Here is a 14,342-nt window from a genome sequence, read left to right as displayed (position 1 = left end):
CTTAATTCAAACATTATGAAAATATATAAATTATATATAACATCCATTATCGCCCTGTCAACCTTATTTGCATGACGCTCTGGCGCAACGCTACGGCGTGGCCTACAAGTGGTGGGCAACAGCGGCGGTAATGACAGGCTGCATCGCCACGGTGCTGTCATCAACTATCGTCAATGTGGCCATGCCCGACATTATGGGCGAATTCGGCATGGGGCAGGATCAGGTGCAGTGGCTTTCCACTGCTTTTCTGGCCGCCATGACGGCTTCGATGCTGACAACAGACTGGATGCTGCGCACCTTTGGTCTGCGGCGTTCCTACCTTGGGGCAATGGTGGCCTTTTTGCTGGCGTCGCTGGTGGGAGGCGCAAGCCCGGACGTGGAAATTCTCATTCTGTCGCGCTCCATCCAGGGGGCTGCTGCCGGGCTGGTGCAACCGTTGGCTATGGTGATGGTTTTTTCCGTCTTTGGTGTGGAAAATCGCGGCATGGCAATGGGTATTTTCGGGTTGGGCGTGGTGCTGGCTCCGGCTCTTGGCCCTACGGTGGGCGGTCTGCTCATCGACAACTATTCCTGGCGCTATGTTTTTTTGCTGGGCCCGCCGTTCTGTCTTGTCAGCATGGCGCTGGCGGCAGCGTTTCTGCCGGGCCGGGACACTACCGCGAAGCACACAGTTTTTGACCTGTGCGGTTTCATTTTGCTGTGTGTGGGGATTGGCACGCTGCTTGCCGGTATTTCCAGCGGGCAACGTGAAGGGTGGGATTCGGACTATGTAATGGGCGCGTTTTTTTTAAGCGTGTGTTCCTGGGTCGGGTTTATCATCCGTGAACGTACCTGCCCAAACCCGCTGCTGACGCTTGGCGTTTTTGCCAATCCGCGTTTTCTGGCCGCGTCAGCCGTGGCTTTCATTCTGGGAATGGGGCTTTTTGGCTCCACCTATCTCATTCCTCTTTTTGTGCAAACCATTCAGGGCTACAGCCCAACAGAGTCTGGTCTGTTGCTTATGCCGGGCGGCATTGTGCTTGGTGTGGCCATGCCATTGGCCGGCCGGCTGGCTGACCGGTTGCCGCCGTATGCTCTCATTATGGCGGGGTTGGGCATATTCGGCTTGTCCAGCCTGTATATGGCCGAAGCCGGAACCTCCACCTATTTTTGGGATTTTGTCAGCTGGATTGCGCTGGGGCGCATCGGTCTGGGACTCATCATGCCCTCGCTGAACAGCGGGGCATTGCGTTTGCTTGACACCAAACACATGGCCCAAGGGGCCGGGGCCATCAACTTCAGTCGGCAGCTGGGGGGCGCACTGGGGGTGAGCATCCTTTCCGTGTATATGGAACGGCAGACAGAACTGTATGCCCAGGCCTTTAATGCGCTGCAAACAGGTACTCACGCTGCGGCCGATGCGCTTGACCTCATTTCATCCCTTTTTGTCAGGGGAGGGCAGCTGGATAATGTGGCGCAAGCTTTGCGCCCCCCGCAGGCCTATAATTTTCTGGCAGAAATGCTGTCTGCCCAGGCCAGGACTATGGGATTCAGGGAAAGCTTTCTTTTTGTGGCAATAGCCTTTTTTGTGGCGATCATTCCAGCCTGGTTCATGCGTACTGCCAGACGGATCTGACAGGTACATACTGATGGAGCTGGTCGTTGGGTTGGTTGGAATAGACTAATTAGGGCGTGCTTCATATTTCAAGATTGCCATTATGCCGGGATGCAATTTCGGCATAATCCACACCACGTTGCGGCGCGCAGCACTCTCGTGCAGCAGTTAGCGCAAAGACGAAAGCAAGGCCTCCCAAAACTTCAAAATGAAGTTTTGGGAGGCCTCAGCATTGCCTTGCTGTCAGGCAAAAACAGAAAGTATCAGGCAGGCTGCTTGAAGGCTCGCCAATGGAAGATGCGAAAAGTGGCTTGTCTGAAGGCTAAACGGGCTTGCAGGGAGCCTATTCACTTTCCTGAGCCAGAATCAATTCCACTTCGTCAACGCTCAGCCCGGAGTTACGGGCGATCTGGCGGCTTGAAAGCCCTTTGCGTCTGCCATTGAGGATAAGTTCACGCAAGAACTGCGGGGAACGGCTGATGCCCTCTGCCTGTTCCAGCAGGCGGCGCAGCTCCTGGGCGCGCTCTTCAAGTTTTTCATCCAGATTTTGCAGTTCAGCCTGGCGCTGTGCGAAGGTTGCAACAATCTCACGCTCCAGCCTGGCGTTCATTTCAATACGTGCCAGCAGAGCTTCTTGGTTGCCCTGAAGGGCGTTGAGCATGGCCTCAGAGCGGCGCAGGCGCAGATAGAAAAACAGTACGCCGCCGAGGACAACCAGTTCAAGGATGGAAAAACCGGCGATGAGTGCGAAAATGAGAGTGTTGTTCATACTTTGATATTAAGAAGTTTGCCCACCAGAGGAGAGTCCGGCACGCGTGGAGCCTCGTCATTGTCCGGAGGGGGCGGCGGTGGCCGCTTGCGGCGGCGGCTGCCGAACTGTGGCATGGGTGTCCCGCCGTCGGCATCTGGCGAGAGCTTGGCCTTGTCGCCAGCCTCAGTCTTGGTAATCTGCTGCTGCTCATGACGGGCCATTTCAGCGGCCAAAACCCGCGACATTGCGGCGGCGGCCTGCGGCCCCACTGCCGCGGCATTGACCATTGAGGTGGCCATGCCAGTCTGGGCATACAGCACGGCCATGGTGGCATCAACGCTCATGGCGGGCTCCGTGGTCTGTGGTGTGGCGTATGCCGATAGTCTTATGCCCCTTCATGCCAGTCGGCTTGGCGGGGCAGGGCGTTACTCGTTCAAATAGCTCTCAAAAAGCACGTCATCAATACGGCCCTGTGTGAGGTAGTCGTTGAGTATGCTGGTCAGGTCTCGCTTTATTTTGACAGTATTGCCCGGGTTAAGCAAGTAGTCGTTGCTTTTGCCGCTCAGGTAGAAGTACAGCGCGTCACGCAGGGCGATCATCTTGTGATCCATCTCTGCGCCAACAGCCGCGCTCTTGCTTATGGTGGAAAATTTGCAGACCAGAAAGCGGGTAACGCCGTTGACGTTACGGGGCACCACAAAGTGGGCCAGCTCTTTCACATAGTCTGTTGGATGTGATGCCGTGGGATTGGAGGGCACAACAATGACTTCGGGCTTGATTTCAGCCGGGGGAACAGGCGGTGTGCGCAGAAAGAACCACCATACGGCAGCGCCCAGCACAAGCAGCAGAAACGCCGCGCCACCGATAATAAGGAGCTTTATTTTCTTTTTGGAGTCGGGTTTCGGCGTCTGATCGGCAGGCAGGTTTTTTGTGTCGACCACAGCCGGGGCTTCCGACTCCTGCTCTTTCAGAAAAGGGGCGTCGTCAAGATCGAGGTCCACCTTGCGCGTGGCCGGGTCCGGCCCCAGTGAAACCTGCATTTCATCCCTTGCGGGAGCATCTTTGACTTCAGTCTTGTTAGCCACGCGGAACTCCTGGCAGCCGCATCGGGGCCCGCCGCAGGCAGGAATGCCCCCGCGCGATATCAGCCAAAGATTTTATCGATCTTCTGCTTCATTGTGTCGGCGGTGAAGGGCTTGACGATGTAGTTGGACACCTTGGCCTGCACAGCCTCAATGATGTTTTCCTGCTGGGCTTCTGCGGTGACCATAAGAAAGGGAATGTGGGCGAACTGTTCGCTGGCGCGCACTTTGCGCAGCAAGTCAATGCCCGTCATGTTGGGCATGTTCCAGTCAGAAACGATAAAGTCTATTTTTTCGCGGTTCAGCACTTCCCATGCAGTGGTGCCGTCATCGGCTTCCACAACGTTCTGAAAGCCAATTTGCCGCAAGATATTACGCACGATGCGTCGCATGGTGGAAAAGTCGTCGACAACAAGAACACGCATGTTTGGATTATAAGGCATGTTAGATGCTCCTTAACGCCTTCAGGGCGCCGTATGCGGAGGGGCGCGCATGTCGCCCGGCTCCGTAGCTATGATATGTCAGCGCCCTCACCATACAGGCTGATAAACTCTTTGCGCAGACGGCCCAAGGCCTGTGAGTGCAATTGTGATACACGGCCTTCTGTGATGCCCATAACTTCAGCAGTCTCACGCATATTCAATTCATCAGTATAGTAGAGCGACAGTACCAGCTTTTCTCTTGGCGTCAAGCGCTCAATAAGCGGAGCAACCCGTTCCACCAGTTCACGAAAGGCAGTATTGCGGTAAGGTTCGCCACCCGGTTCCTGTCCATCACCTGCAAGCGTGTCCTGAATGGAATCCAAAGACAGCCAAAGCTGGTTTTGCAGAGCTTCAAGCCCTTGGCGCACGTCTCGCAAAGTGAGGCCGGTGATGTCTTGCAGTTCCTGCTCTGTTGCCTGGCGGCCCTGCTCGTGTTCCACCTTGCGCATGGCTTCGTCGAGCACGCGCACACGCTGGCGCAGCGAACGGGGAAACCAGTCCAGTCTGCGCAGTTCGTCCAGCATGGCTCCGCGTATACGGCTTTCGGCATAGGTTTCAAACCGTATGCCCAGCTGTGGGCGAAATTTGCCAAGGGCCTCCATAAGGCCCAAAGTGCCGGAGCTGATGAGTTCGCCCAGTTCCACGCTGCGGGGCAGCTTGGCTTTAAGGCGCAAGGCCAGAAAGCGTATTTTGGGTGCGTAATGGCGCACCACAGATTCCTGCTCCGCCGGAGAAAATTTTTCCCAGGCTATGGCCCCGGTTTCGAGCGCTTCCCAGGGGCAGGGTATGTGCGCTTGGGCTGTGGCGGTCTTCATGTTGTTGTCCTTCCGGGTTTTTCCGGTGTTGCCTCTTCCACCCCGTGGCATGATGCATGCCTGTTTACGTTCCTGTTCGCGCCCGCCCGGCTGACCAGGACGTGTTAATCCACGTTAGGGTTGGTGTGCATGCGGGCTGTCCGGCCCGCCAATCTGTGCCTCAAAATCGGAACCTAGCGGAAAAGCAGTTTTTTCCAGAAAAATTTGATGTTGCCGTCAAGGTTTTCCGGCACTTCCCATTGCGTGATGTTGCGCGCCAGATCCATGACGGCTCGGGATGCCGGGCCTTGCGGTTCGCTGACGCAGAAGGGCAGTTGCTGTACCACGGCCTTGCGCACGCTCGTGTCACGCGGCACAACGCCCACCAGTTCCAGCGAGACGCCGCTCAGGAAGTGGTCGCAGGCCTGATGCAGGCGCACGAACATCTCTTTGGCAATCTTTTGATCTGGGGCCATATTCACGCACACCCTGAAGCGCTCGACCCCGTGATTGGTCTTGAGCACTTTGATGAGTGCATAAGCATCGGTAAGGGAGGTCGGTTCCGGCGTAAGCACCACAAGGCGCTCTTGAGCGGCCATGTTGAAATAGAGCACATTGTCGCTGATGCCAGCGCCAGTATCCACGATGAGGTAGTCAAGGTCGTCTTCAAGCTCGTCCACAGCGTCCAGCAGTTCCAGCTTCTGGCCGGTGGAAAGGGTCAGCATTTCGCTCATGCCCGAAGACGCGGGCAGGATGGAAAAGCCGTAGGGCGTGGGAAAAAGAATATCCCCTACGCTGGCCCCTTCATGGAACAGGTGGAAAATATTTTTCTGCGGGGTAAGGCCAAGCACCACGTCAACGTTGGCAAGGCCCAGGTCAGCATCAATGAGCACGACCTGTTTGCCAAGCTGTGCAAGGCATATGGCCAGATTGACCGAAAGGTTGGTCTTGCCCACGCCGCCCTTGCCCGAAGTGACGGAAAATACCAAAGGAAAAGTGCCGCTCATCAGTGTGCTCCGCATCGTTATGGTCTGGCTAGGCCGCCTGACCAGGAATTTGCCTTTTAAAGATCAGTCGCCAGACCAGCGGCTCTGTGGCCGGGGAAAGGCTTTCTTTCAGTTCCGCGCCGTAGGAAAGGGCCGATACGGGCAGACCTGCGGCCCACGCGACGTTAACTATATTACCAAAGCTCACAGCTTCGTCCAGCTTTGTCCACACCAGTGACCCCGGTCCGCCGCTCTTGTAGCGCTTCAGAAAAGCCTGAGTCTGCAAGGTGTCGCAATAAGGGGAGAGCGTCAGGTGGGTGGCGGCCTCAACATCGCCCAGGCCCATTTCTTCACGCCATTGCGCAAGGGTGGTGGTGCGGTCGAGCCCCGGCACATCCACAAAAACGGCGTCTGCCTCTGCGGTAGCGCGCAGGGCGGCCTCCATGCCGGATTTGTCAGGGGCTTCAAGATAGTTGAAATTTGACAGTTCAGCCCAGTGGCGCAAAATGAGCCGCCCGTTGCCGCGAAGGCAGTCGGCGTTAATAAAGGCTATGCGCGCGTCGGGCTGGGTTTTGCGCCAGTGCAGGGCAAAGCGCAGGGCTGTGGTGGTTTTGCCAAAACCGAAGGGGCCAGCCATGAGGTGCAGCCGTTGGCCCCAGTAGCCAGGCCCCCAGCCTTTGACAGGCACCATGCTGCACAGGCATTCCAGCACAGAAGCGCCGGGCTGTGAAAGCAGCCGCTGGTACAGGTCTACAGCAACAGCGTCAGAAATACCTTCGCGCTGCAAATATTCAAGCGCCACGCGCTGACGGGGGGTAAGGCGTTCAAGCTGAATGGCGGGCTTCATGAGGGCAAAGAGCTGGTCTTTGATCTGTTGCCATTCCTTGTGCCACTCGCCCCAGCCATTGGGAGCCGCGCTGGTTGGCGCTGCGCCGTCTGACTGGGCACGCTCTACACCCGCGGTGATTTCGTGGCAGACCACGCCGTTTTTGCGGTAGGTGCGGTTGCCCAGGATTACGGCATCAGCCCCCAATTCGGCTTTGATTCTTGCCAGAATCTCTTGCGATGTGGCGCCGGTGAACGTCTTTACCTGCATGGCCATTCCTTTGACTGACGGCGGTTGAGCCGCCTGTTATTGCCTTTCTGCGCCGTATGTTTGACGGCACACCAGGTAAATGCAAATTAGAGGCCAAAGCTTGTGTGATCTTATGCCGCTTTTTCGCCCGGTTGGCGCAGGAAGATCATAGTAGTTCAGTACGACTAGGCAAAGCCTGTGTTTTGTACTATAGTTCATATAGCCTAATGGCGAGTCAGGATCTTCCTGTCCCTGTGTGGCCATCGCACAGGCCTTCCAAATCGAGCCGGCCCCCGGCTCTGGCCTCGCGCCAGTTTGTCAGCCTGATACGCCCAAAAGCCGTTCGGCGCCGCGCCCCTTTTCTATTCCATTTTTCCTTCCGGGGAAATCTCATGTCTTTTGCCGAATTGGTAACCCAGAATCACTGCTGGAAAAATGTGTCCAGCGAGAAGCCTCGACTGTACACAAAAGGCAGCACCTTTGATGATGGCTATATGTACTTTCTTGTCAGTGGCCGACTGCGCCTGACGGCGCTTTCTGCCAACGGAGGAGAAAAAATCATATGGTATCTTGGCGAGGGCTGCTGCTTCAATGAAATCGTGCTGTTTCTTGAAAACAGCGAAAATGCGTCGCTGCTGCCCAGCACCGCCAGTTTCCGATATGAGTGCATGGAAGATTGCTACGTGCAAAAATTTACGTCGGAGCAGGTGCGGCGCCTGGGTAAAAGGCATCCCGAACTGCTGCTCAACCTTTGCCAGAGTTACAGCGTCAAAGTTGCGCTTTTGGCACAGCAGGTAGTTTCGTTGAGTGTTGAGTCGCACCTTACGCGGGTATGCAAATTCTTGGCGTCGCGAATCATTCCCGGCTCCAATCCTATGCGGGCCAGGCGTGATCTGCCGCTTTTTGAAATGGCGGGTCTGCTCGGCATGCACCGCATCACGCTGTACAAGGCTTTGCGCACGGCCCAATCCCGTGGTCTGCTTACTTTTGACAAGAACAGCGATGAGGTGGTCATTCTTCAGCCGGAAACCTTCTTTTATGAAGCTCACGGGACCATGCCCGGTGTCAAATGCTGAAAGAAGGCGTGAGCGGGGATTTTTGAAACTTGCCGGAAATGTTGTTGAACACGTCCTTGCGGCTGTAAAAGCAGTTCGCAATGACGGGGTCAAACAGTATGCCTTTGTTATCCATAATGTATTGAGTGGATAGGGCATGGGACCATGCGCTCTTGTACACGCGGGCAGTTCTGGTCGCGTCATACACGTCGGCCACTGTCATGATGCGGGCAGCGCATGGAATTTCTTCTGCTCGGAGGCTTCGGGGATAGCCCGTGCCGTTCCAGTATTCGTGGTGCGAACTTGCGATTTCTTCGGCAAATCTGAGGAAAATGGAGTCGGATATCTGGCGCAGGCTGTGAAAGAGTTCCCCGCCATAAAGCGTATGGGTTTTGATGATTTCAAATTCCGGGCAGGTCAGGGGCCCAGGTTTTTGCAGAATGCTGTCCGGTATGTGGATTTTGCCGATGTCGTGCAGTATTGCGGCCTTGCTCAGTTCTTTCCTTGCCTGCCCGCTCAGTGAGCCGGGAAAGTAGTGCTGTACCGCCGGGTGTTCCAGAAGGACTTTTGTGTACCGGGCTACCCGTAAGAGATGCCCTCCTGTTTCCACATCCTTCATCGCCATCAATGTGGCCAGGCTTTTCAAAAATACACTTTTGGACTGAGCCAGGCTTTCGCTCAGATGCAGGAGAGATTGACGGCAGTCGCGGGTAGCCAAAACTGCGGAGACCCGCACGGCCAGCTCGCTGTTGATGAAGGGCTGGGCCAGATAGTCCGTGGCTCCGGCGTTGAACGCGTTTCTTTTGTCCTCAAGGGAGAAGGCGTCAGACAGAACAATGCTGGGCGTTTTTGCCGCGAAGCCAAGATTGTCAAGTTTGGTAAGGAAGAGATACCTGCTTTCCCCCCGGGAGTCGCGCCGGGGGAAAAGCAGGATGGTGTGCGGCGGCTGGACCATGATGTCTTCCAGTGCCGTACTCTCACAAGAATGATGCACGAAGTAACAGTGGGGCAGGGCCTTGTGCAGTTGCGATATCAATGCCTGAGAAGTTCCGATAGACAAGATGAACGGCGTTTGCATGCAGACCCCCGTGCTTCCGTTGTTTGCCTGTTGCTTGCTATTTACTCCGCAGGTCATTGACCAGGTTTTTCAAGCCGTCAGACTGTTCCGCAAGCTCCAGAACGGCCTGCGCGCACATGTGCATGGCGGTTGCGCCTTCGTCTGCCATCCGGTTGATTTCGTCCAGAGCCCTTGTGATTTCTTCACTGGCGGCTGACTGCTCTTCTGCTGCTGCCGCGATGCTTCGCACCTGATCCGCCACAGCGGCCACATCCTGCACAATCTCCACCAGGGATTCGCCTGATTTCTCCACCAGAATGACCGTGTCATTAAGCTCTGTGGATGTGCGCTCCGCGGCCTCGATGCTCTCTCTGGCGCTCTGCTGGATGCCGGATATGGCTTCACCGACTTCCTTGGTGGCATTCATTGTGCTTTCGGCCAGTTTGCGCACCTCATCGGCAACCACGGCAAATCCGCGCCCGGCTTCGCCAGCTCTGGCGGCTTCAATGGCTGCATTGAGGGCAAGAAGATTGGTCTGGTCGGCAATGTCGGAAATGACAGTCAAGATGGTTCCAATGCTTTCTGCCTGATGCCCCAGAGATTCCATATTCGTTTTGAGGTAGCGTGTGTCGGCCTGAACTTCGCCGATAGCCTTTACCGACTGGCGAACGATGCCTTCGCCGTGAAGCGCATGCTCTCTGGCAAGGTTTGCCCCGCCAGCGGCAACACCGGCATTGCGCGCCACTTCGAGAACCGTGGAATTCATTTCTTCCATAGCTGTTGCCGACGAATCCACGCGTTCACGCTGGATATCAGTTCCCCTTGTGGATTCCTGTATCTGTGAGGACAGTTCTTCTGTTGCTGCATAAAGTCTTGCGGTTACGCCTTCAATATTTTCCGCTGTTTGCAGAATGGCCGTATGTCCAGCTTCGGCTGTGGCCTGCGCCGCATGGGCTTCTTCTGTGGCCAATTCAGCAAGCCTGCTCTGTTCCTGGGCCAGTTTGCTCTGTTCTTCTGCTTCAGCAATGCGCTGGCGCAAATTGGCCACCATCTGTTCCAACGCCGCTGCCAGCTGACCGATTTCGTCCGAGCGTCGCATGTCGAAAGTCTGACTCAGGTCTCCCGCTGCCACGTGCGAAGCCTTGCCGGAGATGGACGCAAGAGGATTTGCAATAGCCCTTTTGGTGCAAAGTCCGTAAAGCGAACCAAGCACAAGGGCCACGCCCAGAAGTATAAGGCTGTACAGACGGCCATGCTCGTACACTCTCGTTGTTTCCAGCGCCCGCTGTTCTGCTTCGGCCATCATAGCTGTACCCAGGTCGCCCATCATGCCTTCAACGGTATCTACCTGCCCGCGCATTTTGACCAGATCGTCAAGCAGGGTTTCCAGCGGAGCATTTTTTGCTTTTTCTATCAGTTCCTTATAACCGGAATCCATAACGGAAAAACCCTGTTGCAGGTTTTTCAGCAGGCTTCTGGTTTTTTCTTCCACAATAAGTGGTTCAAGTTGTTTTAGCGTGTCAGAGACCTGAGCGGTAAACTTGGTGTAGTTCTGAACATATCTGGGCCGGATATCAGGAGGAAAAATAATGGAGTTATAGAGCGCGCGAACAGCAGATAGCATGGCTATGTCCGCGTCTTTGGCATAGGCGAGCCCGTGCAGGTCGATGGCGTACATGTTGTCGGCTTCGTCGCTTACGAGGTTGATCTGTCTGATTCCCCAAAATGCGATGGCTGCCATAAAAAGTAGCAAAAGAAGAATCATTGTTGAAATTTTTGTGCCCACCTTCAGGTTGGAGAAAAAATTCATCACATCCCCCTTGGCTGTAGCCGTTAAGCGTTTTTCAGCGCGGCTTTGACGCGCTGGCGAGTGATAGTTCTGCTTGCCGTAGTGCCCTTTGAGCCCCTTAAACCCTAAAAAACTAGTTGTCCGCTGGGTATTTTACCTGCCAAGGAATACCGCAAGTGGTTTGTGCTCTTGTTCAGTGATTGAACTTGTTCATACCTGACCGGACTGCAGCCTTGGTTCAAAGCATGCAAAGCGTTTCGTCAAAGGATGACGGATAATTCCAGCGGTTTACAGTGATATATCACCGTAAACTAGTTAGGGCAAGGCTGGTAGGGTCTTTTGTCGAGAGGTAGCACATGCTGAAAAGTAATATTAAAAAGATAATGATTGCCAAGGGGGTGACGTATAAAGAACTTGAAGAAAAGACAGGCTTGTCGAGCCAAACTATAACGCGTGCCAGAAGCCACCTTATTTCAGAGTGCCGCATGTCAACACTTTGGAATATAGCGCATGCACTTGGAGTCAGTGTGAAGGATTTATTTTCAGAATAGATAGCTAAAGTATAATATAAAACTATACTGGATTGTTTTTTTGTTAAAAAAATTTTTAATACAAAATTAAATTTTTTTGCTGTTACCGTGTGGTAAATAGAGTATTCGAATATTTTTAAAACAGTTCTGATGGTGTGATCTAAAAGATTTTATCGCATGTTATGCAATAAAGAATCGTCAATATTTTTTACATTGTAATGCTGAAACAGCGTCCGTTGTAACGTGAACGGGAAAAAATTATAGAGCTTTCGAATTACAACTATATGGCCTGCAACGGAAAAACCGAAAGCTCCCAAGGGGCATTCAGCCATGCTGGTGGCAACCTTCACTTCAGGGGCTTCGCCGCCATTGTTTGCAGAACAGCCGGGCGGCGGTGCACGGAATTCGTCGCGTAACGGCAAGGTAAAGCTGCGCCTGCTCCTGATTTTTGTCTCGGGATTGTTTCTAAATAATTACTTTGTCCAACTGACTGCGTCAGAAGACCGTTTTTTACTCCCGTCATGTACCGCAAAAGTACACTCCTTTCGTAAAAAAGCCTTTTTCCTTGCCCTTGGTGCAAAATCATTTATTTAGAAACAGTCCCTAGGGTTGCCCTCTCATAGAGCATAAAAAAGCTGAAAACCCTCGCGGGCTTTCAGCTTTTTTATGCTCTATGGATGGTAATTCTATTCGGAAGCCACACTGCCCACAGCCTGAAGCCGGATGTCTGACGGAATTTCGGCCTGGGAGATAACGGGAACCGAGGGCAGAAAACGGGTGACCAGCTGCGCCAGGTGCGGGCGTATGATGGGGTTCACCAGCAGCACTGGCTGACCATCGGTGCCAACGGCATTTTCCACGGCGTTGTTGATGTTCTGCACCAGTTTTTGAGCTGACGCGGGATTAAGCGAAAGAAACGTCGCACCCGTATCGGCCTGACGCACGCCTTCCTGCACCATTCGCTCTGCATTGGGGGCCAGGGTAAGTACCGGAAGCGTGCCCTGGCTGTCCAGATAGGGGCGCACAATGGAGCGCGCCAGCTTTTCACGCACATACTCGGCCAGTATGTCAGGATTTTTGACGCCGCCGCCAAAGTCACCCAGCGTTTCCACAATGGTAAGCATGTCGCGAATACCCACATTTTCCCGCACCAGAAGTTGCAGTACCTTCTGCACTGTGCCCAGAGGCAGCACGCCCGGTACAAGGTCTTCCACTGCCTTGGGCGAATGCTTGGCCACCGTGTCCAGCAGGCCTTGCACTGCCTGACGGTCCAGAAAGTCCGACAGGTGACGCTTGAACACTTCTGTCAGATGGGTTGCGATGACCGTTGCCGGGTCTACCACTGTATAGCCCGCCAGCATGGCTTCTTCGCGCTGGCTGTCCGGTATCCAGAGGGCAGGCAGGTTGAAGGCAGGTTCGCGTGTTTCTATGCCGTGAATTTTGGTGGTCACATTGCCGGGGTCCATTGCCAGAAAGTGGTCCACAAGAATTTCCGCAGAGGCCACCTGATTGCCCTTGATGAGCAGGGAATACTGCCCGGGCTTCAACTGCAGGTTGTCGCGCAGGTGCAGTGAGGGAATGACCACACCCATGTCCAGAGCGAATTGCCGCCGGATGGAGCGTATGCGCGCCAGCAGGTTGCCGCTCTGTTCTTCGTCCACCAGTGGGATGAGACCGTAGCCCACTTCCAGCTCCAACGTATCCAGAGGCAGAAGCGCCTGTACTTCTTCCGGTGTATCGGCTGTGCCGGAGCCAGCCTTGGCTTTCTTTTCCTGCTTTTCCCTGGCTTCGTCCTGGGCTTCATTTTTGTCTGTGAGGCGGGCCACCGTGAAAATGAGCGCAGAGATGACCAAAAAGGGCAGGGTGGGCAGGCCGGGAACAAGGGCGAAAAGCAGAAGAACCGCCGAGACCATTCTGAGGGCCCGGCTGTTGAATGTAAGCTGCGCCAGAAATTCTTCGCCCATCTTGGCTTCGGAAGCCGCGCGTGACACCAGAAGGCCTGTGCCCGTGGACACGATGATGGAGGGAATGGTGGAAACCAGGCCGTCACCGATGGTCAGAAGGGAGTAGGTGGTGAGCGCGGTGTTCCAGTCCATATCCTTCTGCACCATACCAATGATGATGCCGCCGACGATATTGACCAGAGTGATGAACATACCCGCGTTCACGTCACCTGAAACGAATTTGCACGCACCGTCCATTGCGCCGTAGAAGTCGGCTTCTTTGCGCAACCCGTTGCGCCGGGCTGTGGCCTGTTCTTCATCAATGAGTCCGGCGTTGAGGTCAGCCTCAATGGCCATCTGCTTGCCGGGCATGGCATCCAGGGTAAAACGCGCCGCCACTTCGGCGATACGCGTGGTACCTGCTGTGATGACCACCTTGTTGAGAATGAACAGGATCATGAATATGACCGCGCCTACCACGTAACTGCCGCCCACGACGAATTCGCCGAAAGCGCGAATGACGGAACCTGCCGCGTCCACGCCCATGTCGCCATTCAGCAAAATAAGACGGGTGGCAGCCACGTTGAGCGAAAGCCGCAGCAGAGTTGTTACCAGCAGCAGGGACGGAAAGATGGTGAATTCCAGCGGAGAAGTCATGAACATCGTGGTGATGAGCACCAGCAATGCTATGGAAATACTCACGCAGAGCATGATGTCCAGAAAGAATGTGGGCAGTGGCACCAGCATGACGAAAAGGATGGTGACCACGCCAGCGGCCAGCATGATTTCGCCATTTTTGGAAAACCTGCTGTAATCCATCTTGGGGATGATTGCTGCAGCCATTTTTCTGACACCTCGTTTATGTGGTCCCGGTCAGGAGAGCACACTGGAAATACTATGAATTGTGAACCCTTGGCTTGAGCTTCCAGATGGCCGCCAGTACCGTGGCCACAGCCTTGTACAGCTCCTCGGGAATCATGTCGCCCACTTCAGCAGACTTATACAAAGCCCGTGCCAGAGGCACATTTTCGCGAATGGGAATTTTGTTTTCGCGGGCAATATTCTTGATTTTTTCAGCAAGGTGGTCTGCGCCCATAGCCACCACCACCGGGGCAGGAGCCTCGGAGACGTTGTAGCGCAGGGCCACGGCGATATGTGTGGGGTTGGTTATGACAACGTCAGCCTTGGGCACGTCCTGCAACAT

Annotated in this window: 15 protein-coding genes; 4 read left to right on the top strand and 11 right to left on the bottom strand. The window is 54.6% G+C overall.

The window, feature by feature from the left end:
- Positions 1-67 precede the first annotated feature (67 nt).
- Positions 68-1,615, top strand: a complete 1,548-nt coding sequence (locus QM579_RS14190; protein ID WP_414999778.1) for a DHA2 family efflux MFS transporter permease subunit — start codon at positions 68-70, stop codon at positions 1,613-1,615.
- Positions 1,616-1,937: 322 nt separating this feature from the next.
- Here the strand turns inward: QM579_RS14190 and QM579_RS14185 are convergent, their stop codons facing one another.
- From QM579_RS14185 to QM579_RS14155, 7 genes are all read right to left on the bottom strand, one after another.
- Entirely contained in the window at positions 1,938-2,363 is a 426-nt protein-coding gene (locus QM579_RS14185; protein ID WP_414999777.1) for a hypothetical protein, read from the bottom strand.
- Positions 2,360-2,689, bottom strand: coding sequence for a hypothetical protein (locus QM579_RS14180; RefSeq protein WP_414999776.1), 330 nt, complete (start codon positions 2,687-2,689; stop codon positions 2,360-2,362). The genes QM579_RS14185 and QM579_RS14180 overlap by 4 nt, the downstream gene beginning before the upstream one ends.
- An 81-nt stretch (positions 2,690-2,770) precedes the next feature.
- A complete protein-coding gene (gene fliL, locus QM579_RS14175) occupies positions 2,771-3,430 on the bottom strand; it encodes a flagellar basal body-associated protein FliL (protein ID WP_414999775.1) in 660 nt (219 codons plus the stop codon).
- 59 nt (positions 3,431-3,489) lie between these two features.
- Complete coding sequence (locus QM579_RS14170; RefSeq protein WP_291301747.1) at positions 3,490-3,870, bottom strand: chemotaxis response regulator CheY; 381 nt, start codon at positions 3,868-3,870, stop codon at positions 3,490-3,492.
- Between the two features lie 68 nt (positions 3,871-3,938).
- Positions 3,939-4,724 (bottom strand): FliA/WhiG family RNA polymerase sigma factor, encoded by a 786-nt coding sequence (locus QM579_RS14165; protein ID WP_414999774.1) that lies wholly within the window; start codon positions 4,722-4,724, stop codon positions 3,939-3,941.
- A 173-nt stretch (positions 4,725-4,897) separates the two neighbouring features.
- The gene (locus QM579_RS14160) at positions 4,898-5,710 is read right to left on the bottom strand and encodes a MinD/ParA family protein (RefSeq protein ID WP_414999773.1); all 813 of its coding nucleotides are present in this window, start codon (positions 5,708-5,710) and stop codon (positions 4,898-4,900) included.
- A gap of 28 nt (positions 5,711-5,738) precedes the next feature.
- Positions 5,739-6,785: a flagellar biosynthesis protein FlhF gene (locus QM579_RS14155; RefSeq protein ID WP_414999772.1), complete on the bottom strand. Its 1,047-nt coding sequence runs from the start codon at positions 6,783-6,785 to the stop codon at positions 5,739-5,741.
- Between the two features lie 371 nt (positions 6,786-7,156).
- Here QM579_RS14155 and QM579_RS14150 point away from each other — a divergent pair, with 371 nt between their 5' ends.
- Positions 7,157-7,840, top strand: a complete 684-nt coding sequence (locus QM579_RS14150) for a Crp/Fnr family transcriptional regulator (RefSeq protein WP_414999771.1) — start codon at positions 7,157-7,159, stop codon at positions 7,838-7,840.
- On the opposite strand, the gene QM579_RS14145 is transcribed toward QM579_RS14150, so the two are convergent.
- Together QM579_RS14145 and QM579_RS14140 are read right to left on the bottom strand one after the other, a co-directional pair.
- Positions 7,830-8,813 (bottom strand): HD-GYP domain-containing protein, encoded by a 984-nt coding sequence (locus QM579_RS14145; RefSeq protein ID WP_414999770.1) that lies wholly within the window; start codon positions 8,811-8,813, stop codon positions 7,830-7,832. The two genes, QM579_RS14150 and QM579_RS14145, sit on opposite strands and share 11 nt — an antisense overlap.
- Before the next feature lie 121 nt (positions 8,814-8,934).
- Complete coding sequence (locus QM579_RS14140; RefSeq protein WP_414999769.1) at positions 8,935-10,686, bottom strand: methyl-accepting chemotaxis protein; 1,752 nt, start codon at positions 10,684-10,686, stop codon at positions 8,935-8,937.
- A 335-nt stretch (positions 10,687-11,021) separates the two neighbouring features.
- Between QM579_RS14140 and QM579_RS14135 the strand changes: the two genes are divergently transcribed.
- Positions 11,022-11,216: a helix-turn-helix domain-containing protein gene (locus tag QM579_RS14135; RefSeq protein ID WP_414999768.1), complete on the top strand. Its 195-nt coding sequence runs from the start codon at positions 11,022-11,024 to the stop codon at positions 11,214-11,216.
- Between the two features lie 309 nt (positions 11,217-11,525).
- Complete coding sequence (locus QM579_RS14130; RefSeq protein ID WP_414999767.1) at positions 11,526-11,789, top strand: hypothetical protein; 264 nt, start codon at positions 11,526-11,528, stop codon at positions 11,787-11,789.
- Positions 11,790-11,881: 92 nt separating this feature from the next.
- Here the strand turns inward: QM579_RS14130 and flhA are convergent, their stop codons facing one another.
- The gene (flhA, locus tag QM579_RS14125; RefSeq protein ID WP_414999766.1) at positions 11,882-13,981 is read right to left on the bottom strand and encodes a flagellar biosynthesis protein FlhA; all 2,100 of its coding nucleotides are present in this window, start codon (positions 13,979-13,981) and stop codon (positions 11,882-11,884) included.
- A 52-nt stretch (positions 13,982-14,033) separates the two neighbouring features.
- The coding region (locus tag QM579_RS14120) for an EscU/YscU/HrcU family type III secretion system export apparatus switch protein (RefSeq protein WP_414999765.1) at positions 14,034-14,342 on the bottom strand (309 nt) is incomplete at its 5' end.

The organism is Desulfovibrio sp. (genome assembly GCF_047607245.1).
GTDB lineage: Bacteria > Desulfobacterota > Desulfovibrionia > Desulfovibrionales > Desulfovibrionaceae > Desulfovibrio.
The sequence above is the reverse complement of the archived record's forward strand: the minus strand, read 5'-3'. Positions and strand labels throughout refer to the sequence as shown.